Here is a 21,894-nt window from a genome sequence, read left to right as displayed (position 1 = left end):
GAAGCCGCTACTGAATCAGCTCGACGTGCGGATGGTCCGGCGCCATCGGGCAGACGTGGAGTTGCAGGTCGTAGCCTCGGGCCAGATCGATCATGGTGAAGTTCGCCGGAGGGGTGCCGGGGAGAAGCTCTGTGGGATCGGCCTGGTCCTCTTCGGGGGCCCAGCTCTCGGTGCCGTCGTTCCATTCGGTAGAGGCGATCGTCAGCAGCGGGTCCATCCCGGTGCCGCAGTCGGGGCAGAGCCGGGGCACGGGGTCGGTGAGGCCCCAGCGGGTCCAGCCGCCGACCTTCCAGCCGGGGGAGACGGACAACATGTCCATGTAGAGCTCCTCCGGGGCGACCTCGTAGGAGCTGTCCAGCGCGGATCCGGCCGCCTGCCATCTGCTCCAGTCACCGAGCTGTTCCTGCAGCTCCTTGCTCAGCTCCAGGTGGTGGGGGTACTCGGTGACCTGCTCCGGCGTGAGCGGACAGGGCTCCGGCAGATAGGTGGGGAACTGGATCGCGGGCGGCTCGGGCGGGGTGCCGAGCACGTCGGTGACGGTGGCGGCGGAGCGCCAGAACAGCCCGGTCCTCGGGTGTGCCGGGTGGTCGAACGGGCACCACAGGACCTGGAGCAGATCGGCTTCGGAGCTGCCGGGCGGGCGGAGCTGCGGGATGTCTCGGACGTACAGCTGGGCCACGGGCAGCATGGCGACGGGACCCTCGGGCCACGGGCGCCCGGCCATGATCCGCTTCTCGGCCGCCAGTTCCTCGGGCGTGGCCCAGGGCTGCTGGGGATCGCGGCGGCGCCGGTCGGCCGCCGCCGCACGATTGCGGCGCCACAGCCGTACGTCCACCGGCGAGAGGGCCGCGTTGACCCGGTCCCACCTGTGCGGGCCCTCGCAGTACGGCCACGGCTCGTCGGCGGGCCACAGCAACGGCCCGCCGACGGAGCTGTCGTGCGGTGACGGGGACCCGGGGCGGGGATGCAGCCGAGTCGCCGTGCGTGCCAGGGGGGCCAGTTGAGGAAAGAGCGCCGCGACGTCGAACGGCCGTGGCGGGGTGGTGCGGCTCATACTGGCTCCCGTGGACACGAACTGGCCGATGTCAGTTTCCGAGGTTGAGCAGCCCAGTGTCTGCCTGGGTGTTGGGGATGTAGACGTTGGGGAACAGCTGTTCCGTAGCTCCGTTCGCCCGTTCGATGCTAGCGCTCATCGTGACGCCCACCGGAATCGTGCTGGTGGCGTCCCGGAAGACGGGCGTCACCTGGTAGGAGATCGCGTCGTTCGGCCCGAAGGAGTCCAACGCCACCGTCTTCTGCGCCTCGAACTCGTAGGTCCGCATGCTGGGCGTACCCGTGTTCATCCCCACCTGCCAGCACGGGACGAGGTTGTTCTGCCCGCCGTCCCGGATCCTGCCCGGTCCGCCGAGGATGTTGGCGATCAGGTGACACCGGGCCTGGCTGACCAGGGGCGGGTTCGCCTGGGCGAACAGCTGCGCGTCCTGCCAGCCGGTGATGTCTCCCGTGGCCTCCTTGCCCTTCCCGAGCGTCTTCCCCAGGCAGGCCTGCGCCACGGCCGGCCGGGTCCCGGGCGGGCCGGGCGGGCTGGTGGTCTTGTTGACGTGGGCCACCGATTCGGTGGTGTTCTTGATCCAGCCGTTGCCCGAGGGAAGCGCGCCGGTCGGCAGATTCGCCAGGCAGGAGGCCTGCGGGACAGTGGCGGGCATCGTGAACTCCACCTGGAACTGGTCGGCGTCGACGACCCGCTGGTTCCTGAAGCCCTCGGTCAGCTCTCCGTCGGCGAACTGCTTGTCGGCGGCCGGGACATGGGCACGCACACACGGTGCGGCGGGATCCATGTCCCTGCTGTCGCCGAGGATGTAGGTGTCCCATGCACCACTGCTGGCATTGGGAATCACCTCGACGCACCGGGCGCCGTCGATTCCCCCTTCCCCGGCCTCGGCGAAGGGGAATTCGCCACAGGTATCGGTCTCGACGAGGTCCGTATTGGCCTGGAAGGGCTCCGTGCCCGCGCTTCCGCACGTGCGAGCCGTTCGGCCGGCCGTGCCACTCACCTCTCGGGTCAGCGGCTTGCCGCGCCCCCAGCCGTCGGCGAGGTTCTGCTGCGCCCACTGATAGGCGGCCACCGCGCCACCCGGGTCCGAGCCCCGCGCGCTCATCGCCACGACGGCCATGACGGAGGGAACGGCGCAGCCCGCCACAGAGGTGCCGCCGACCGCGTCGTCGCACCTGATCTGACGCGCGTTCCTCCACGACGCGTTCGGGTCGACCGCCGTCGCGCCCGGGGACGTCACGTACATCGCGTAGGCCGTGTGGAAGGAGGCGGAGGAGCCCGTCGTCCGGGGCGAGGAGTAGGTGACGGTTCCGGTCAGGGTCTGGCCGAGGGTGATCGCGCCGCCGTACCAGGGGGCGGTCTTGGTGGCCGTGCAGCCGGCGTCGCAGGAGGCGCGGAACTTGACGTTCAGCGCGGCGACCTGGCCGGTGGCGCCGGTCATGGTGACGGAGACCTGCTCGCTCCAGGTCGTGGCCGTCGCCGAGAGGTCACCGCCGGTGGAGACCTGCAGGACGCCGCGGCCCAGCTCCGCGCCGTTGGTGTCGCGGAGGACGTAGGTGACGTCGATGCCGGTCACGCAGTACGAGAAGCGCTCGTAGGTGTAGCTGCCCGGGTTGGTGATGTCGCAGCTGCCGGCGTCGGCGGCCGCGACCGCGGCGGGGGACTGCCGTTGTGTCGCCGTGCTCCTGGCCGGGGCGGGGCTCATGCTCACACATGCCTCGGCGGCGCCTGCCCGGCGTTCCTTCGAGCGTGCCCGCGTGGGCTCGCAGTGCTCCCCGGAGTCCGCCGGCAGAGCGCTGGTCCTGGTGAGGGGCGCGGTCGCCGGCGGTTCCGCCGGATCCGCACTGCCCGCTTGTCGCGGCCTCGCTTCCGCCTCCTGCTGCGCATGGCCCACGCCGGATGTGGTGAGCCCCATCGCCACCACGGTCAGCAGGGTCAGTACCGCCGATCTGGCACGTATTCGTCCAGGCCGTTCGGATCGTCTCGCACGCGTGCTCGTCATACCTCTCCTCGTGACAGGGAGGCCGGCCAACTGCGGATGTCCCGGGGGGTCTTGGCCGGCCATGACGGCGCCACCGCCCCGACGCGAAGCGTCGGGGCGGTGGCGCCTGGGTCGGTCAGCGCGCCGCGTAGCCGAAGCGGTCGCCGACTGCCGGGAGGCCGCCCGCGCCGGGCTGGTAGGTCGTCACCGGGGCGACGGCGCCGCCGGCGGTCACGTTGGACAGGGGCAGGGCGTACAAGGTGCCGTAGGCGCTCGGTCCCAGCGGCAGGCCGACGTACAGCTTGGTGCCGGTGTAGCGGATGCTCGAACCGAGTTGCTGGTCGGCCCCGGGCGCGGTGGGGATGCCGTCACCGTCGCCCGCCTCCAGCCACCGGTCGTTGGCGCCCGGGGCGCCCAGCAGGGAGAAGGTGTGCACCGCGCCCGCCTTGGCCGCCGTGCCGATGGCCTCGCCGGGGGCGCCCACGGCCAGCTTCATCGTGGCCGTGGTGCTCACGGCCCGCGGGGCGGTGTTGACCGCGGTCAGCGTGGTGCCCATGCGGTCCCCGGCCTCGGAGGTGCCGGTCACATCGTCCTCGCCGTTGCCCTGGGAGATGCCGTAGAGCTGGGTGACGGCGCCCGCGGCGGTGACGCGGAAGGTCAGGGCGGTGCCCGCGTCGGCCTTGGCGACGCCGTCGACGTCGAGGTCCTCACCGGGAGCACCGACCGCGAGGATCGAGTCGGTGGCGCTGGTCGCGCCGGAGGGGCGGTAGGGGGCCAGGGCCAGGGAGAGGCCGAACTGGTCGCCCGCCTCGGCGCCGCCGGAGACGGTGTCGAGGTCCTGGTCGAGCCCGAACTTCGGGGTGGGCAGACCCGCGGAGGTCAGGGTGTGGCTGAACACCGCCAGGTTGCCGGCGCCGGCGTCCTCACCGATGGCCTCACCGGGGGCCCCGACGGCGAAGAAGTTGGCGTCGGCCGCGACCGAGCCGCCGAAGCCGTCGTTCGCCTCCGCAGCACCGGGCACGTCGGTGCTGTCCTGGTGGAAGACGATGTTGGTGGTGCCGTGGATGTAGAAGGCGGCGCCGGCCTTCGCCAGGCCGCTGACGGCCTCGCCGGGCGCGGTGCTGACCACGAACGGCTTACCGGCGGCGGTGACGCCGGCCGCGACGGAGTCGCCGAACCGGTCGCCGCTCTGGGTGACCGCGGTCGCCAGGGAGCCGGCGCCGGAGCCCTCCTCGAAGTGGGTGTTCTTGAGCGCGCCGGTGCCCAGGCCGCCCGGGGCGCCGTGCAGGATGTCGAGCGTGCCGGCGTCGGCCGCGCTGCCGATGTCCTCGGCCGGGGTGCCCACGACCAGGTCGGTGCAGCCGTCCTCGTTCCAGTCGACGGTGTCGAGCGACTCGCCGAACCAGTCGCTGGCCTCGGCCGCGCCGGGAACCCAGTCGAGGTTCTGATTGATCTCGGCGGTGCCCTTGCCGCCGCCGTAGACGATCCGCACCAGGCCCGCGGCGCCGACCCCGGCGACGGTCGCCCGCGGGTCGGAGATCGCGATGTCCTCGACACCGTCGCAGTTGAAGTCGGTGACCCGGACCGCGCCGGTGGTGGAGCTCACCCAGGAGGCGAGGTCGTCCACGCGCGTGACGACACCGCCCGTGCGGGTCTCGGTGGTGTCGATGCCGTAGCAGCCGCCCTGGTACGACCGGCTGGCGAGCGCGGCCAGTTGGGCCGTGCCGCCGCTGCCCCGGACCAGGGGGCCGCCGGTGTCTCCCCTGCACGCGGCCGTGCCGCTCGTGCCGGTGACCGAGGCGGTCGTGGCGGCGGGGGCGTCCACGGTGAAGGTGCCGGTGTGCAGGCTCAGCGGTGCCCACTCGGTCGCGGTGCGGCCGTAGCCGGCGAGGCTGAGGGTCTCGCCGGCGGTGGGCGCCGTGGTGGCCGGCGAGATCGGGGACACGTTCGTGACGGGGCGGTTGAGGCGGGCCAGCACCGCGTCGCGGTCGGTGCGCGGGACGAGTTCGACGATCTCGCGGGCGGCGCCGGCGGTGCCGGTGAGGTCGGAGCGGCCGATGACGGCGGTGGTCCTCGTGACCGGCTTGCCGGCGGGCACGGACAGGCTCGTGGCGGGGTCGGCGGCGAAGCAGCTGGCCGCGGTCAGCAGCCACTCGCGGTCGACCAGGACGCCCGAGCAGCCGCGGTCGTGGTCGCCGACGGTGATCTGCGCGGTGTAGGCGTAGGTGGTGTCGGCGGCGGCGACCGCGGGGCCGGTGACGGCGGCGGCGGAACCGGCCGCGAGCGCGGCGGAGCCGAAGGTCAGGGTGGCGGCCAGTGCGACGAGGCGCACGGGTCTGGCGTAGGTCATGAAGTCGTATCCCTGGTGGGTGGTGACGGATCGGACAGGAGGGCTCGGCGGGGCGCTACTTGGAGGTCCGAAGCTCCAGGAGCGTCCACTCACGGGCCTGTTCGTCCGAGCTCTCGCCCACGGGGGTCCAGGCGTTCTTCACGATGTCGTACGACTGCTGCTCGGTACCGACCGTCATGTCCGCCTCGGTCGCGTAGTCGTTGCCCCGGATGAGGTAGACCGAGGGCAGCTCCAGGGTCAGCCAGCCGGAGTTGCCCTTGACGTCGAAGCAGACCTTGCTCCGGTCCCGGGCCTGGACCTCCAGCTGGCCGGTGCCGCTCGCGCAGTCGGCGAGCGTGATGTGGCCGTCGCCCCGCTTGAGCGCGATGTTCTTCTCGGTGAGGATCTTGTCCGCCTGCGGGTAGTCGAAGTCCTCGACCGCGTAACCCGGGGCCTCGTCGGCCACCGCAGCAGTGCCTGCCGGGGCGTGGGACCCACCGGGGACGCCGGCCGCCAGGGCGGCCCATGCCAGAGCGCCGACCGCCGCGCTGCCCAGGGCGCGGGTCAGAAATCTCCCGCGTCGTTGCCGTATCGCAAATCGGCCCGGCTGCGCCGCAAATGTGGTGCGCGACTTCATCACTTTCCTCAACTCGTTGCTTCCAAAAAGATGTCCGTAACGTGGTTCAAGGCATGCGTGAAGGAATCGTCTTTCCCCCGTACAAGAAAGCCCCCCAAGAGCCGGGAGGCCGCCTTCCCCTTCCCCATGCCACCTTGCTTCCCCGACTTTGTCCACTACGCCAACAGCCCTAAAAAGGACGGCAGTTGGTGGTCCGGCGTGACCCTCACCACACACCCGGAACGGTTGTATGGACTCTTGTAAAGAAACGATAACGAAGGCGCGCCGCGCTGCGCCCGGGCGAATTGATTCGCGGCACCAAATTGATTGCGCCGCGAACGCGCATTGATATGGTCACGTCATTGCGCAGGCAACGCATACGCCTCACGGGGGCCACACATGACTGCCCGGGCATGCGGGGGAAGCCTGCCGCGTCAGTGATCGCCGATCTGCCTAGCCGGCAGAAACCACGAGGGCAAACTTCCTATGCAGACGATTTTCTGGAGTCGCAGACGACTCCTCGGCTCGCTCGCCGCCGTCACGGCCGCCGCCGCCACGCCCCTGGCGTGGACGCCCGTGGCCCGCGCCGCCGGGACACGGGCCGCGACGGCCGATCCGCTCACCCTGCCGGACACCGACCGGGCGAAGGTGGTCAGGGCCTGGATGACCGGCGGCAGGGCCACCAAGGCGGCTGCCGCCGACGCACTCTTCGGCACCGACGCCGACATCCAGGTCTTTCTCGGCCAGACACTGCCGAAGGTGACGACGGAGGACAACCGCGTCGCGATCGCCGGCTACCTGGCCCGTTCCGGCAAGGGCCTGCGCCGTGAGGCCACCGCCGCCCTCGACGGCGGCGACAGCGCCATCGCCGCCTTCCTCCAGGGCGGATACGAAGCGGCGCTCCTCGAAGACCTCCAGGTCGCCACCGCCATCCTGTCGGCCACCGGCGGAAAGGCCGTCCGGCGCAAGGCGTCCGCGGCCCTGGACACCGGCACGCGGGCGGCGCTGGAGTCCTTCTTGACGGGGGGTCAGTACTCAGCCCGCCTGGAGGACTCGCAGCTCCTGGTCGCCGCCATGCTGGTCAACGCCGGGCCCGAGGTGCAGAAGTACGCCAACCGCGCCCTGAACGGCACCGCGACGGACGTCCAGTGGTTCCTCGACACCGGCCAGCACATCGCGCGCGCCCGCGACCAGGAGACGGCGACCATCGAGGAACTCGTCGCCGTCGTCGACCGGGAGGGCAAGCGCGCCCAGGCCGAGACGGACCTCGCGGTCGAGGCGTCCGAGCGGGCCCTGGCCGCCGCGGCCGAGGCGAAGAAGGCGGCGGAGAGGGCCGCCGCCGAGGCCGAGGCCGCGAAGGAGGACGTACAGAAGTCCGCCGCCGCGGCCCGCAAGGCGGCCGGCGCGGCCACGGGCGCCGCGAACGCCGCCCGTATCGCCATCAACGCCTCCAACGCGGCCGTGAACGCCTCGCGTCGCGCCTCCTGGGCGGCCACGGCCGCATCCCAGGCCGCGTCGGCCGCCGGCGGAGCCGCGTCCCGTGCCTACAACGCGGCCATCGCCGCCTCCAAGGACGCGAGCAAGACCCAGGCGGCCAAGGACGCGGCGGTCGCGGCGCGCAACTCCGCCGCCAAGGCCCGCACCGCGGCCAAGGCCGCCGACTACGCGCGGGCCGCCTGCGCCCAGTCCGTCAACGCCAGCGCCTCGGCCGCCTCCGCGGCCCGCAACTCCGCGGCCGCCGCCAACGCCGCCGCGCAGGCCGCGGCCGCGTCCGGAGCCGCCCAGTCGCAGGCAGCCGAGGCCCGGCGCCAGGCCGCCATCGCCACCGCCGCCGCCAACCGCGCCACCAACGCCGCGTCCACCGCGCAGTCCCTCGCCAACACGGCGGCCTCCGCCGCGCGCGTCGCCCGGGACGCCGCCAACTCCGCCGCCGCCCACGCCGAGAAGGCCGCGGACGCCGTCGACGAGGCCGTGGCGAACGCCGGCAAGGCCATCGACTTCGCGAACAAGTCCACCGCCCACGCCGGCGAGGCCGTCAAGGCCGCCGACACCGCCACCCAGGCCGTCACGGACGCCGTCGCGGTCGCCCAGGCGGCCCGCAACGCCGAGCGGGCACGCCTGGAGCAGGAGCGGCTGCAGGGCCTGGACGAGGCCCGGCTGCTGGCCGAGATCGAGACGGAGGAGCAGGCCGAGTACGCGAACAAGCGGGCTCAGGAGGCGCAGACCGATCAGGCGATCAAGGACCTGATCAGCGCTGCCGAGAAGGCCCTGTTCACGGACGGCGACCTGTCGCTCGCCGCCACTCTGGGCCGCAAGGCCGCCACCGGGCTGCTCGACGCCAAGGGCGCGTGGACCCGGGAGGCCGCCCAGTTCGCGCTGTCCGGCAGCGACGACGACGTGTTCTCCTGGATCGACCTCGACCGGGGCGTCGCCCGCAACCAGGATGACCGGGAGACCGTCCTGTACATCGCCCAGGTGTCCAACCCCGCCATCGCGGCGGCGGCGCACGCGGCGCTGGCCAGCGGCAGCTCCACGGCGGTGGGCGACTTCCTCACCTCCGGGGTGATCCGGGCCTCGCAGGACGACAACCGGGTGCAGATCGGGCGCATCCTGGACCAGAAGCCCGGCAGGGCCGTCACCGAGGCGGCCAACGACGCGCTGGACAAGAACACCCCGGAGGCGTTGCAGGACTTCTTCGACCGCACCTATCCGGCGGCCGTACGGGAGGACGACGCGGTCGAGACCGCGACCTCGGTGGCGAACGGAGGCGAGTACACCAAGGCCTACGGGGACGTCGCCCTGGAGGGGCCGACGTGGATGCGCCGGAACTTCGTCCAGGTGGTGCAGTACTCCTCGGCCCAGCTCGACCACGACTCCGCCACCCACGTCGCCGCGATCCAGGGGGCGATCGCCGCCGCGGCCAAGACCGCCTACGCGGCGCAGCAGACCGCAGCACTGGCGTCGCAGGTGGCGGCGACCGCCCGCCAGGCGGCCGGGGAGGCGCAGGACTGGGCGGACAAGGCCATCGCCGCGGGGGCGAAGGCCGGCCAGTACTCCGACCAGGCCCGGCAGAACGCCGACGCGGCGGACAAGTCGGCCGCGGACGCGCGGGCCTCGGCGAACAAGGCCTCGGCCGCCGCGACGACGGCGCGCAGCGCCTCCCGCTCGGCGAACTACTCCGCGAACAAGGCCGTCGACGCGGCCCGTTCGGCCCTGAACTCCGCCTACAGCGCCCAGGCGTCCGCGGCCGACGCCCGCCAGTCCGAACTCGCAGCGGGCCGGGACGCGGCCACGGCTGCCGCCGCGGCCAACCAGGCGCGCGCCATCGTCGTCCAGAAGCGCCAGGAGGAGGACCGCGAGGCCGCCCGGAAGGCCGCCGAGAAGGCGCGGGAGGACCGGGACAACGGCAGGGACCCGGCCGACAGCGACGCCCACGACGAGGTCAACGAGAACGGCAGCGGCGGCGACAACGACGACTGGTGGTCGGACGCCGGCTGGTGGGCCGACGCCTTCAGCTACGTCAGCGTCGCCGCGGGACTGGTCGCCGCCGGCCTCGGGGTCGCCAGCCTCGTCTTCCCCCCGTTCGCGGTCGTCGGTGTCCCGGCCGCGGCCGTCTTCGGCGGCATAGCGATGGGTGCCGGCGCGCTGAGCACCCTGTTCACCGGCCTCGAACACGGCTTCACCAGCGGCGAGTTCATGTGGTCCGCGGCCGGCACCGCGCTGAGCCTGGTCACCCTCGGCCAGTCCCGGTGGATCACCCCGGTCGCCAAGAGGGTGGCTCCCGCGGTGAAGCGGGTCGCGGAGGAGGGCAAGGAACTGGTCTCCTCGATCACCAGCGGCCTGTCGTCGATGTTCTGACCGCCGTCCGGGCGTCCCGGGCGGGTGACGTGACATCCTCCGCCCGGGACCCCGCGTGAGGCCGGCGCTCGACCGGACCGACCCGGCGAGGCGCCCCGCGTCCTGTGGCGCAGGGCCCTCGCCAACCGGGGACCTTCCTCCCTCAGTGCTCCAGACGGCCGTTGAACCGCCGCGGCAGTCCCAGCGGATTCCCGTCGCGCAGCTCGGGCGGCAGCAGGGCCTCGGGCGCCCCCTGGTACACGACCGGCCGCAGCCACCGCTCGATCGCCGTACCGCCCACCGAGGTGGACGTCGAGGTCGTGGCCGGGTAGGGCCCGCCGTGGTGCTGGGCCGGCGCCACGGCGACCCCGGTCGGCCAGCCGTTCACCAGCACCCGCCCCGCGAGCGGCGTCAGCTCCGCGAGCAGCTCCGGCCCGCGGCCCCGCCCCGCGGCCTCCTCCGCCGACAGGTGCACCGTCGCCGTGAGGTTGCCCGGCAGCCGGGAGAGCACGGCCGTCGCCTCGTCCTCGTCCTCGTAGCGGACGACGACCGTGACCGGCCCGAAGCACTCCTCCAGGAGCAGGTCGTGCGCCCCCTCGTGCGCCAGCCTCCGCGCCGGCACCGTCAGGAAGCCCGCGCTGACCGTGTGCTCACCGCCCGCGCCCGGCGTCACGGGCGACTCGACGCCGTCGAGCGCGGTCCGCTCGGCGACGCCGGCGACGAAATCGTCCCGCATGCGGCGGTCGAGCAGGACGCCCGCCTCGGTGTCGCTGACGGCGTCCGTCAGGGACTTCACCAGCCGGTCCCCCGCGGCGCCGGACGGCGCCAGCACCAGCCCCGGCTTCACGCAGAACTGCCCGACGCCCAGCGTCATCGAGCCCGCGAGCCCCCCGCCGATCTGCTCGGCGCGTTCCTCGGCCGCCGCCTCGGTGACCAGCACCGGGTTCAGGGAGCCCAGCTCGCCGTGGAAGGGGATCGGGACGGGGCGGGCCGCCGCCGCGTCGAACAGGGCGCGCCCGCCGCGCACCGAGCCGGTGAACCCGGTCGCCGCGACCAGCGGGTGCCCGATCAGCTCCACTCCCGCCCCGAAGCCGTGCACGAGGCCCAGCACGCCGTCGGGGACGCCGTGCTCCCGGGCGGCGCGGCGCAGCACCTTGGCGACCAGCTCGGACAGGCCGGGGTGGTCGGGGTGCGCCTTGACGACGACGGGGCAGCCAGCCGCGAGGGCGCTGGCGGTGTCACCGCCGGCGACGGAGAAGGCGAAGGGGAAGTTGGAGGCGGCGTAGACGGCGACGACGCCCAGTGGGACCTTGTGGCGGCGCAGGTCGGGGACGGGCGGGGTCGCGGTGTCGTCGGGGTGGTCGATGACGACGTCCAGGAAGGCACCCTCGTCGACGATGCCGGCGAAGGCCCGCAACTGGTAGCACGTGCGGGCGAGTTCACCGGTCAGCCGGACGGGGCCGAGCGCGGTCTCGGCGTCGGCGGTCTCCACGAGCCCGTCCCGGGCCGCTTCCAGCTGGTCCGCGGCGGTGCGCAGGAAGGCCGCGCGGACGGCACGGTCGGCGAGGGCGCCGCGGGCGGCGTGGGCGGCACGGACGGTGGTGTCCACCTCCTGGGCCGTGGCCTCCACCGCAACCTGTTCCCGCTGCTTCCCGGTACGGGGGTCGACACTCCAGACTGGTGCTGCTGCCACCGCGGGTCCCTCCCAGATGTCCTGCCGCAGTACGTACGTCACTCACACGTCACTGACCAGCGCTGTTCGATATACTGAACATCGTCTCCGTCCGTGAATATGATGGAGACTATATCTCCGGTTTCCCGTCGAACGAAGGGGTCAAGGGCGATGTCGGCAGCCGAGACAGGCGGCGGGGCTCAGGTCAAGTCCGCGGTGCGGACGGTGGAACTGCTCGAGTACTTCGCGGGCAGTCCCGGTATGCACTCGCTGGCCGCCGTGCAGGAGGCCGTCGGGTACCCCAAGTCGAGCCTCTACATGTTGCTGCGCACCCTCGTCGAGCTCGGCTGGGTGGAGACGGACGCCACGGGCACGCGGTACGGCATCGGCGTCCGGGCGCTGCTCGTCGGCACGTCCTACATCGACGGCGACGAGGTGGTCGCGGTGGCCCGGCCGACCCTGGACCGGCTGTCGGACGACACGACGGAGACCATCCACCTGGCCCGCCTGGACGGCACCAACGTCGTCTACCTCGCCACCCGCCAGTCGCAGCACTACCTGCGCCCTTTCACCCGCGTCGGCCGCCGGCTGCCCGCGCACTCCACCTCGCTGGGCAAGGTGCTGCTCAGCACCTTCTCCGACGAGCAGGTGCGCAAGCTGCTGCCGGAGACCCTGCCGGCGCTGACCGAGCACACCCTCACCGACCGGGAGAAGCTCATCGAGGAGCTGCACCAGGTGCGGGAGCAGGGGTACGCGGTCGACCGTGAGGAGAACACCCTCGGCCTGCGCTGCTTCGGCGTGGCGATCCCCTACCGGACCCCGGCCCGCGACGCCATCAGCTGCTCCATCCCGGTGGCCCGGCTCACCCCCGCGCACGAGCAGATGGTGAAGGACGCCCTGTTCGACGCCCGCGACCGCCTCACGCTCGCCACGCGGAGGCTGTGACCGCGGCGCGAGCGGTGCCCGCGCGGGGCGGGCCGGTTTCCTGAGGAGCGGATGAGAAAACGGACGCAAGGGAACGTTCCGGCCGGTTCCGTTCGTCTCCACCAGTGGGATGAACAAGACGATCAGGCGGGCGGCGGTCTTCACTCTGCTCCTGGTGCTGGTCCTGCTGGTCAGGGCCACCTGGGTGCAGTTCTACGACGGCCAGGCACTCGCGGACGACAAGGACAACCGGCGGAACGCGATCGAGCTGTACAGCGCGCCGCTCGGCGACATCGTCGTGGCCGGCGAATCGGTGACCGGCTCGGCCCGGACGACGAGCGGCGACCTCAGATACAAGCGGACGTACAAGGACGGCGCGCTCTACGCGGCCGTGACCGGCTACAGCTCGCAGGTGTACGGCGCCACCCAGCTGGAGGGCGTCTACCAGGACCTGCTGGACGGCACCGACACCCGGCTGAAGAGCGTGCTGGGCACGGTCACCGGCAAACGCGCCGACCCCGGTGACGTGATCACGACGATCGACCCGGACGTCCAGCGGGCGGCCTACGAGGCGCTCGGCGACAAGAAGGGCGCCGCCGTCGCGATCGACCCGGGGACGGGAAGGCTCCTGGCCGTCGTCTCCACCCCGTCGTACGACCCGTCGGAGATCACCACGGGCAACCCGGAGGCCTGGGCGCGGCTCACCGAGGACGATGAGGACAAGCCGATGACCAACCGGGCGCTGCGCCGGCCGCTGCCGCCCGGCTCCACCTTCAAGCTGGTCGTGGCGGCGGCCGCGCTGGAGGACGGGCTGTACTCCTCGGTGGACGAGAGGACGAAGAGCCCCGACCCGTACCCGCTGCCGCAGTCCACGCGCGACCTCACCAACGAGAACCGGAACGCGCCGTGCGAGGACGCGTCGATCAGGGTGGCGCTCCAGTACTCCTGCAACAACGTCTTCGGCAAGATGGCCGTCGACCTGGGCCAGGACAAGGTCCGGGAGATGGCGGAGAGGTTCGGCTTCAACGACGGCGAGCAGGACGTGCCCGTGCGCGCGTACGAGAGCGTCTACCCGAAGGACATGGACAAGGCGCAGACCGCGCTGTCCGGCATCGGCCAGTTCGACGTGACCGCGACGCCGCTCCAGATCGCCATGGTCTCCGCCGCGCTGGCCAACGGCGGCGAACTGGTCGAGCCGCACATGGTCTCGAAGATCACCGACCACAGCGGCGACGTGCTGGAGGACTACGACGACAACGCCTCCAGTACGGAGGTCGTCAGCCCGGAGACGGCCGAGCAGTTGCGGTCGGCGATGCGGACGGTCGTCGAGGAGGGCACGGGGACGAACGCGCGGATCCCCGGCGCCACCGTCGGCGGCAAGACGGGCACGGCCCAGCACGGCGAGAACAACAGCAGCACGCCGTACGCCTGGTTCACCTCGTACGCCGAGTCCGACACCTCGGACAAGGAGGTCGCCGTGGCGGTGGTGGTGGAGCAGTCGGACGCGGAGCGCTCGGAGGTCAGCGGCAACGGACTGGCCGCGCCGGTGGCCAAGGCCGTGATGGAGGCCGCGCTGCGGTAATCGCCCGACGCGAGACCGGCGATTCCCGCTACACCAGCCAGGGGGCGGCCCCTCAGGGTCGCCCCCTCGCCGGCACCCTCACCCCGACGCCGGAACCGGTCGCCATATTGCCTACAACCTGCACGCTCACGTGCTTTTCGTCACCGAGTACCGACGGAACACGTTCACCGACGCCATGCCGACCCGCACCGAAGAGATCACACGGGAGGTCTGCGCCGACTTCGCGGCCGAACTGAAACAGTTCAACGGCGAACAGGACCACGTCCACCTGCCCGTGCACCACCCGCCCAAGGTCCAGCTCCCCAAACCGGTCAACTCCCTCAAGGGCGTCAAGTCCCGCAGACTCCGCCAGGAGTACGACAGCCACGTCCACCGGAACCTGTGGGACGGACACTTCCGGTCCGGCTCCTACTTAGCAGGATCATGCGACGGGGCGCCCCCGACCGTCGTCAAGCAGTACATCGAAAACCAGCAGCGTCCCGTCCGACCGTCACCCCTCAAACGCAGAGCACGCCGGCGCTCCACGCCTCCGGGCCAAGGACGGCCTTCACCCCCGCCCTGAAGGGCCGAGCACTGGCCAAGATCAGAGGTAGTGAACGGCATCACGACGATGGTGAGGAACGCCGGGACGGCGATCTCGTAGCGGTCCCGGTCGATCTGCGTGACCTCAGCGCCGCCCGCACCGCGGCGAGGTCGGCGTCCGACGCCAACCCGGCGTGATACAGCCGCAGTTCCGTCGCCCCGAGGGAACGCGCGCGTGCGGCGTCCTCGGCCAGGGTGCCGGGGCGCCCGCCCATCCCGGAGACCACGGTGAGGTTGGCGGCGAGCACGGCACCCCCGGGGGCCCGCTCGGCGAACGGCGTGAGCAGGCCGGCCCCCCTCGTGCACGGCACGACGACACCGTCCGCCACGGACAGGATGTGCGCCGGGTCGACGCCCGCGTCGGCACCGCAGTGGTACGACACCGGATGGGCGTGCAGGAGGACCTGGAAGCCCTCGGGCGCGGCGGCGCGGACCGCGGCGACCGCCGCCTCCTGGAGGGTGCGTGCCGTGTCGTCGCGCCACGCGCGCGTGGCGGTCGCCAGGTTCTCGCCGAGCAGCTTTTCGACGCCCGCCCAGCCGCCGTCCGACGGCGCGCCCCGCCACACCGGCTCCAGCGCGCCGCGTACGGCGTCCGCCAGCCGGTCGGGGTCGACGCCCCGCGCGGCGTAGCCCGCCCGGCAGGAGGGGCAGAAGCACAGCGACATCAGGTACTGGCCGGCGTCCCCGAGGGCGACGCCCGCGATCTTGTCGTGGGCGTGCAGATGGGCGAGGCCGTACCAGCCGAGGGACTCCAGCTCGGTGCCGCGCGCGCCGGGCCGTACGGCGGCCTCGGCGGCCAGCTCCACGAGGTACGCGCGCGTGGCGGGCTGGGCGACGCAGGGCGCCCAGGGGTAGCGGTCGCCGTAGGCGTTGACGACGGAGGTGTCCGGATGCTCGGCGCCCAGCCGGGAGTTGTGCGCGAGCACCACCCAGGTGTGCACCTCCAGGCCGGCCCGCGCGAGGGCGGCCGCCGCCTCGCCGTACGCGTCGCCCGGCGCCCAGTCGCCGGCCGGGTGGGGGCGCAGGGCGCGGCCCTCCCAGCGGGCCTCGTCCGCCGGGTAGAGCACCGCGGCGTGCGCGGCGGTGACGACGCGGTGGCGGGGGTGGCGGGGTGTCAGGGCGCGCGTGGAGTGGTAGGCGGCGGCGAGCGTGACCTGCTCCACGCCGAGCACGGCGATCCGGTCCGGGGCCCGCGGGTCCCCGTTGACGTCCCAGGGGTAGACGAAGGCCGACGCCTTCACCGGCCCTCCTCCAGCAGCGCGTGGCCCCGCTCGATCACCTGGGCGAGCTGCTTGACGTGGTCCTCGCCCGGCTCGTGCAGCGGGGGCCGTACCTCGCCCACGTCGAGCCCGCGCAGCCGCACGCCGGCCTTCACGAGGGAGACGGCGTATCCGCGGCCCCGCGCGCGCAGTTCGACGAACGGCCGGTAGAAGCCGTCGAGCAGGCGGTGGACGGTGCCGTCGTCGCCCGAGGCGAGCGCCGCGTGGAAGGCGAGCGCGATCTCCGGGGCGAAGCAGAAAACGGCCGAGGAGTAGAGCGGGACGCCGACCGCGCGGTAGGCGAGCTGGGTCTGCTCGGCGGTGGGCAGACCGTTGAAGTAGAGGAAGTCACCCGCGGCCTCGGTGCGTACGGCGCTCACTATCCGCTGCATCAGGTCCAGGTCGCCGAGGCCGTCCTTCAGGCCGATGATCCCGTCCGTGCGGGCGAGTTCGACGACCGTCTCCGGGGTGAAGACGGCGTTGTCGCGCTGGTACACGACGACCGGGAGGGCGGTGGCCGAGGCGAGTTCGCGATAGTGCCGCAGCAGGCCCTCCTGCCCGGCGACGACGAGGTACGGCGGCATGGCGAGCAGCCCGTCCGCCCCGGCGCGTTCGGCGGTCCGGGCGTAGCGCACGGCGAGCGCGGTGCCGTATCCGGCGCCGGCGACCACCGGCACGCGTCCCGCCGTCTCCTCCACCGCCGCCCGGACGCAGGTCTCGAACTCCTCAGGTGTCAGCGCGTGGAACTCCCCGGTGCCGCAGCAGGCGAAGACGGCGGCGGCACCGGCCTCGACCCCCCGGCGGACATGGGCTCGGAAGGCGTCGAGGTGCAGGGAACCATCGGGTCCGTAGGCGGTGACCGGAAAGAACAGCGGCCCGCTGGGCACGCTGAGGCGGGCGGCGAGCGGAGCTGGCGTCACAGGCTCTCCAAGGTCCATATTCATGTTTCGCGTCCACATTCCTGAACATGCCCACGCTAAGGCGGCGACCTGTGGGGGGTCAAGCAGGCCAACCCTCGATGCACCAGCGGATTCCCTGCCTCCGCGCGCCCCTTGACGGTCATTGGTCGGACTCCCTAGCGTGTCCACACATGTGAATTCCGTGCATGGATACGGCCATCGGTGGGCACGTCCATGCAGGGACACGGCCGCCCGCCCGTTCCTGGAGACCCGCAAGGAGACCCGAGGATGCCCGCTCCCCGCACCGTTCTGCTCACCGGCGCCGCCGGCGGGCTCGGCACCCTGATGCGGGACCTGCTCCCGGCGTACGGGTACACGCTCCGCCTGCTGGACCTGCGTCCCGTCGAGGGCGCGCCGGAGGCGATCACGGCGGACCTGGCCGACCGGTCCGCCCTGCGCGAGGCCGTCCGGGGCGTCGACGCGATCGTCCATCTCGCGGGCATCTCCCTGGAAGCCCCCTTCGAGAAGATCCTCAAGGCGAACATCGAAGGCACCTACCACCTGTACGAGGCGGCCCGCGAGGAGGGCGTCCCGCGTGTCGTCCTCGCCTCCTCCAACCACGCCGTCGGCTACACCCCGCGCCCCCAGGGCGACGACCCGCTCGTCCCGATCGACACCCCGCGCCGCCCGGACACCTTCTACGGCCTGTCCAAGTCCTTCGGCGAGGACCTCGCGCAGCTCTACTGGGACAAGCACGGCATCGAGACCGTCTCCGTGCGCATCGGCTCCTGCTTCCCGGAACCGACCAGCGTGCGCATGCTGTCGGTGTGGATGAGCCCGGCCGACGGCGCCCGCCTCTTCCACGCCGCCCTGACCGCCGAGCACGTCGGGCACACCCTCGTCTACGGCTCCTCCGCGAACACCCGTCTGTGGTGGGACCTCTCCACCGCGCGGGCGCTCGGCTACGAACCGCGGGACGACTCCGAGCCCTACGCCGAGAAGCTCGTCGCCGAACAGGGCGAGCTGGAACCCGGCAACGAGGCGCACGCGTACCTGGGCGGCCACTTCGTGACCGACCCGCCGATCTGGCCGTACTGACGGGATCTCGACCGTCACGGGGCGGCCGGGCAGGAAACGGGGTGGACGGCGAGGAACGGGGCGGACAGATAGAAAACGGGGTGGACGGCGGGGAACGGGACGGAAGCCGGGGTGCGAAATCCGGTGGGCCCGGGGACCGGCCGGGCCCTACCCTGGCGCCCATGCCCCAGCCGCACGGGTTCCACTACGACGTCCACACCGACGGCACGGTCGTCGTCACCCACCACGGACGCGCCGCGGCCACCCTGCGCGGCCCGCGCGCCGCCCGGTTCCTCACCGAGGTCGACGCCGGTGACCCCCAGCTGGTCATGGCCCGCTGGACGGGAAACTACCGGCGCGGCAACGAGCGCACCGCGCGCCTGCACCCCCGCAACCGCCGCTGACCCGATCAGCCGCACAGTAAGGGAACGGCAAAGCGACCCCGGTCGTTCTCGGGTCATGACAGTTATGACCCCAGGCTCGAACATCCCGCTCTCCGCCGCCCGCGTCACGGTGGACGTCGCCGCTCCGGTGCGGCTCGACGTATCGGGCCTGCTGCTCACCGCCGACGGCAAGGTGCGCTCCGACGACGACTTCATCTTCTACAACCAGCCCACCGGCCCGGGCGTGGCCTACCGCTCCGGCGGCGGCTCGGCACCCGACGCCATCACGATCGACACCACCGCCGTCCCCCCGGGCATCGAGAAGATCGTCGTCACCGCGAGCCCGGACGCCGCGGGCCAGACCTTCCAGGGCGTCGAACCGACGGCCACGATCCGCAACGCCGACGACAACAGTGTCCTGGCAACGTTCACGCCCCCGCAGCTCGGCAACGAGACGGCCCTCGTGGTCGTGGAGGTCTACCTGCGCAACGGCGCCTGGAAGGCCCGCGCGGTGGGCCAGGGCTATGCCGACGGCCTGGCCGGCATCGCCACGGACTTCGGCGTCTCGGTGGAGGAGCCGGCCGCCGCCCCGGCCCAGCCGGTCGCCCCGCCGGCCCCCGCCCCGGTGCAGCCGCCGGTGGCCCCGCCCGCCCCGGTCATGGACCCCCGCATCGCCACGCCGCCGGTGCCCCCCGCGCCCCCGGCCGCCCCGCCGGCCCCCGCCCCCGGCGCCGGGAAGATCAACCTCGACAAGGGCCGGGTCAGCCTCCAGAAGAACCAGACGGTGTCCCTGGTCAAGGGCGGTCGCCCGCTGCTCTCCCAGGTCAAGATGGGTCTCGGCTGGGAGCCTGCCTACCGCGGCCGGGACATCGACCTGGACGCCTCGGTCATCGCGTACGGCCCGCAGCGCAACCACATCGACAGCTGCTACTTCGGCAAGCTCCAGATCGTCGGCGGCGCGATCAAGCATTCCGGCGACAACCTGACCGGTGAGGGCGGCGGCGACGACGAGGTCATCGCGGTCGACCTCGGCCGGCTCCCGCAGGAGGTGACCGGCCTGGTCTTCACGGTCAACTCCTTCTCCGGCCAGAAGTTCACCGAGGTCGCGAAGGCGTACTGCCGGCTGATCGACGCCGCCAGCGGCGAGGAACTGGTCCGCTTCGACCTCACCAGCGCCGAGCCGCAGACCGGCGTGCTGATGGCCAAGCTGATCCGCCAGTTCTCGGGCGAGTGGGAGATGACGGCCATGGGCGACTTCGTCAAGGCCCGCACGGTCCGCAACATGGTCAAGCCGGCGGCTCAGGCACTCTGAGCCCCCGGCCGGCGGCGGGCGCCGACCGAATCCGGCGCCCGCCGACGCCCGTCGGCGCTCACCGGTCACCGCGTCCGGCGTCCGGTCTCGGTGCCGTCCCGGTGCGGTGGGGTCCCGGTGCCGTCCCGGCGCGGTGGGGTCCCGGTGCCGTCCCGGTGCGGTGGGGTCCCGGTGCCGTCCCGGCGCGGTGGGGTCCCGGTGCGGTCCCGGCGGGCCAGGTCTCACGGCCCGGGCCGAAGGCCCTCCATCAGCAGGGACAGATAGCGCCCGATCTCCGAGCCCTCGTCGTTCGCCAGTTCCGACGCCGTGGCCAGTCCGTGCGTCAGCCGCAGGACCTCGACCGGCTCGACGTCCTCGCGCAGGGTCCCCTCCGCCTGTGCCGCCCGCACCAGCCGTTCCGCGGCCGCCGTGAGGCAGGTTCCGCAGGCCGTGGCCACGTCCGAGCCGTCGCTCATGACGGCCGTGCCGAGCAGTGACTTCATGCCACGCACCTGGATCACACCCACGCCCAGTTCGTCGAGCCACTCCACCAAGGCCCGGCCGGGCGGCAGCTCTCGCGCGATCTCGTCGGCGCGCAGCGCCAGCGCCTCGATCCGGTCCAGGTAGGCGGCCTCCAGCAGCGCCTGACGTGTCGGGAAGTGACGGTAGAGCGTGCCGGAGCCGACCCCGGCCCGCTTGGCGATGTCGTCGAGCGACGCGCCCTCGCCGTGCTCGGCGAACGCCTCCACCGCCGCCTTCAGCAACCGCTCGTAGTTGCGCCGGGCGTCCGCGCGCATGGGCTTGACCTGCGTCATCCAGCAACTCCTCGCACACCGCGGACCCTCGCCGCATGCTACTTCGCCCCGCCCCGCCCCGGTCAGGGGCAGGGCGGGGCAGGGCATACGCGCTCCTCAGCCGGCCGGAGTCCAGGGCCAGTCGGCGTCCCGCGCGGCCTCCAGCAGGGGCACCATCCGGAACGCGGCGTCCGAGAGCCCCCCGAAGGTGTGCCGGTTCCCCCTCCCGGACGGCCCGTGGCCCGCCCGGTACCCGGCGAGGTTCCAGGTTTGAAGTGCTCTCCCGGCTGAAGGCCGGGAGATTCCTGCTTACCTTGCGGTTGCGGGCTTGACGCGCTTCGCGCGCCTGACGACTGCCCTCCCGGCAGCCGGGATGAGCGCGAGGCCCGTCCGGTACAGGTGCAGGACGTTCCGGGCTGCGTTGTGGTCGGCGTTGCCCGACCAGCCGCAGTCCGGGTTCTTGCACACGAACACGGCCTGGCTCTCCCGGCTGCCGGGCGTGGTGAAACCGCACGCTGAGCAGCGCCTGGAGGTGCCGGGGGCGGGGACCTTGTGCAGGGTGCCGCCGCGCCGGGCGGTCTTGTACGTCAGCATGGTGACCGTCCGGCCCCATGCCTCCCCGCTGATCGAGCGGTTCAGCCCGGATTTCCGGGCGACGTTCTTTCCCGGCTCCTCGATGGTTCCCCTGGCCGACTTGACCATGTTCGGGATGGTGAGTGCTTCGACCACGACGGTGCCGTAGGTGCGGGCGATGGCGGTGGTCGTCCGGTGCTGCCAGTCCAGGGCCCGGCGCTTGGCTTTCGCGCGGAGTCCTGCGATCTGGTCGTAGGTACGGTGCAGCCGACGGCTGGTCGGCTCGCCGGGCTTGCGGTGCCGCTTACGCTGCGCGGCGCGCTGCTCCAGGTGCAAAAGCCTGGCCTTCTCCTTGCCGGTCAGCCATTCGCCGTGCTCGTACGTCTCGCCGTCCGAGAGGGCGATCGGCACGGTGACGCCCATGTCGATGCCGACATCCGGCCCCTGGTGGGGATCGGGCTTGGCCTCCATGGTCTGGACGCGGAAGGCGATGTGCCAGCCGAGCGCGTCCTTGACCAGCCGCGCCCCGGTGATCCGGTTGTCCGCGCCTGCACGCTTGCCCACGGGCAGGTCTTTCGTCCACCGGAAGCGGACCCGGCCCACCTTGGGAATGTTGACCATGCCCCAGCGTCGATGCACGCGGGTGACGTTCAGGTCCCGGCCCTGCGGGACGTCCACGGACATCACCGTGCGCAGGCGGCCCTTGAAGTTCGGGGCGTCCGCGCGGCCCTCCCAGCAGTTCTTCCACGCCTGGACGTACGTTTTGAGTACTGCTTGCGCGGCCTGGGCGGGGAGGACTGCCAGAAAGTCGATGTCCTTGCGGGCTTGACGGATCGCGGCGTCGGCATGCGCGAGTGTCCGCTTGTCCTTCGGCATCATCCGCCACCACGCGTGGAGGAGATTCCACATGGTGCGGGCCGCGTGCGCCTGATCGTCCGCCGCGCGAACCCCCGTAGGAGACAGCGAAAGCCGGGCACGGTGCCCGAACTGCCGCTTGACCAGGACGCCTTGACTCACGGAGCGTGAGCATAGCCTTGGTTC

15 protein-coding genes and 1 pseudogene are annotated in these 21,894 nt (G+C 72.4%); 7 read left to right on the top strand and 9 right to left on the bottom strand.

Annotated features, from left to right (window positions below; genetic code table 11):
• Positions 1 to 7 precede the first annotated feature (7 nt).
• The 4 genes from ACWCPM_RS16360 to ACWCPM_RS16345 form a co-directional block, all read right to left on the bottom strand.
• A complete protein-coding gene (locus tag ACWCPM_RS16360; RefSeq protein WP_450976842.1) occupies positions 8 to 1,054 on the bottom strand; it encodes a hypothetical protein in 1,047 nt (348 codons plus the stop codon).
• A gap of 31 nt (positions 1,055 to 1,085) precedes the next feature.
• Positions 1,086 to 2,759, bottom strand: coding sequence for a DNA/RNA non-specific endonuclease (locus ACWCPM_RS16355; protein ID WP_450976841.1), 1,674 nt, complete (start codon positions 2,757 to 2,759; stop codon positions 1,086 to 1,088).
• Positions 2,760 to 3,171: 412 nt separating this feature from the next.
• A complete protein-coding gene (locus ACWCPM_RS16350) occupies positions 3,172 to 5,385 on the bottom strand; it encodes a S1 family peptidase (protein WP_450976840.1) in 2,214 nt (737 codons plus the stop codon).
• Between the two features lie 55 nt (positions 5,386 to 5,440).
• Complete coding sequence (locus ACWCPM_RS16345) at positions 5,441 to 5,830, bottom strand: hypothetical protein (protein ID WP_450976839.1); 390 nt, start codon at positions 5,828 to 5,830, stop codon at positions 5,441 to 5,443.
• Between the two features lie 636 nt (positions 5,831 to 6,466).
• Between ACWCPM_RS16345 and ACWCPM_RS16340 the strand changes: the two genes are divergently transcribed.
• Positions 6,467 to 9,838 carry an ALF repeat-containing protein gene (locus tag ACWCPM_RS16340; protein ID WP_450976838.1) on the top strand — a complete coding sequence of 1,124 codons (3,372 nt, stop codon included), beginning with the start codon at positions 6,467 to 6,469 and terminating at the stop codon, positions 9,836 to 9,838.
• A gap of 142 nt (positions 9,839 to 9,980) precedes the next feature.
• Here ACWCPM_RS16340 and ACWCPM_RS16335 read toward each other — a convergent pair whose 3' ends face one another.
• Positions 9,981 to 11,510 carry an aldehyde dehydrogenase (NADP(+)) gene (locus tag ACWCPM_RS16335; protein WP_450976837.1) on the bottom strand — a complete coding sequence of 510 codons (1,530 nt, stop codon included), beginning with the start codon at positions 11,508 to 11,510 and terminating at the stop codon, positions 9,981 to 9,983.
• A 150-nt stretch (positions 11,511 to 11,660) separates the two neighbouring features.
• Between ACWCPM_RS16335 and ACWCPM_RS16330 the strand changes: the two genes are divergently transcribed.
• The 3 genes and pseudogenes from ACWCPM_RS16330 to tnpA all read left to right on the top strand — a co-directional run.
• Positions 11,661 to 12,434, top strand: coding sequence for an IclR family transcriptional regulator (locus tag ACWCPM_RS16330; RefSeq protein WP_450976836.1), 774 nt, complete (start codon positions 11,661 to 11,663; stop codon positions 12,432 to 12,434).
• 109 nt (positions 12,435 to 12,543) lie between these two features.
• The gene (locus ACWCPM_RS16325) at positions 12,544 to 13,995 is read left to right on the top strand and encodes a peptidoglycan D,D-transpeptidase FtsI family protein (protein ID WP_450976835.1); all 1,452 of its coding nucleotides are present in this window, start codon (positions 12,544 to 12,546) and stop codon (positions 13,993 to 13,995) included.
• A gap of 106 nt (positions 13,996 to 14,101) precedes the next feature.
• Positions 14,102 to 14,470 (top strand): annotated as a pseudogene (gene tnpA, locus ACWCPM_RS16320) (IS200/IS605 family transposase); the annotation flags it as partial.
• A 127-nt stretch (positions 14,471 to 14,597) separates the two neighbouring features.
• On the opposite strand, the gene ACWCPM_RS16315 reads toward tnpA, so the two are convergent.
• Both ACWCPM_RS16315 and ACWCPM_RS16310 read right to left on the bottom strand, forming a co-directional pair.
• Positions 14,598 to 15,818 carry a hypothetical protein gene (locus ACWCPM_RS16315; RefSeq protein ID WP_450976834.1) on the bottom strand — a complete coding sequence of 407 codons (1,221 nt, stop codon included), beginning with the start codon at positions 15,816 to 15,818 and terminating at the stop codon, positions 14,598 to 14,600.
• The gene (locus ACWCPM_RS16310; protein ID WP_450976833.1) at positions 15,815 to 16,756 is read right to left on the bottom strand and encodes a 5-dehydro-4-deoxyglucarate dehydratase; all 942 of its coding nucleotides are present in this window, start codon (positions 16,754 to 16,756) and stop codon (positions 15,815 to 15,817) included. The genes ACWCPM_RS16315 and ACWCPM_RS16310 overlap by 4 nt, the downstream gene beginning before the upstream one ends.
• Positions 16,757 to 17,023: 267 nt before the next feature.
• On the opposite strand from ACWCPM_RS16310, the gene ACWCPM_RS16305 reads away from it, so the two are divergent.
• The 3 genes from ACWCPM_RS16305 (at position 17,024) to ACWCPM_RS16295 (ending at position 19,507) form a co-directional block, all read left to right on the top strand.
• Entirely contained in the window at positions 17,024 to 17,833 is an 810-nt protein-coding gene (locus tag ACWCPM_RS16305; protein ID WP_450976832.1) for an NAD-dependent epimerase/dehydratase family protein, read from the top strand.
• Between the two features lie 161 nt (positions 17,834 to 17,994).
• Positions 17,995 to 18,216, top strand: a complete 222-nt coding sequence (locus tag ACWCPM_RS16300; RefSeq protein WP_450976831.1) for a hypothetical protein — start codon at positions 17,995 to 17,997, stop codon at positions 18,214 to 18,216.
• A gap of 64 nt (positions 18,217 to 18,280) precedes the next feature.
• Positions 18,281 to 19,507, top strand: coding sequence for a TerD family protein (locus ACWCPM_RS16295; RefSeq protein WP_450976830.1), 1,227 nt, complete (start codon positions 18,281 to 18,283; stop codon positions 19,505 to 19,507).
• A gap of 221 nt (positions 19,508 to 19,728) precedes the next feature.
• Here ACWCPM_RS16295 and ACWCPM_RS16290 read toward each other — a convergent pair whose 3' ends face one another.
• Positions 19,729 to 20,301, bottom strand: a complete 573-nt coding sequence (locus tag ACWCPM_RS16290) for a TetR/AcrR family transcriptional regulator (RefSeq protein WP_450976829.1) — start codon at positions 20,299 to 20,301, stop codon at positions 19,729 to 19,731.
• Positions 20,302 to 20,589: 288 nt separating this feature from the next.
• A complete protein-coding gene (locus tag ACWCPM_RS16285; protein ID WP_450976828.1) occupies positions 20,590 to 21,870 on the bottom strand; it encodes an RNA-guided endonuclease InsQ/TnpB family protein in 1,281 nt (426 codons plus the stop codon).
• Positions 21,871 to 21,894 lie beyond the last annotated feature (24 nt).

It is taken from the genome of Streptomyces sp. NPDC002309, from assembly GCF_053593375.1.
The sequence above is the reverse complement of the archived record's forward strand: the minus strand, read 5'-3'. Positions and strand labels throughout refer to the sequence as shown.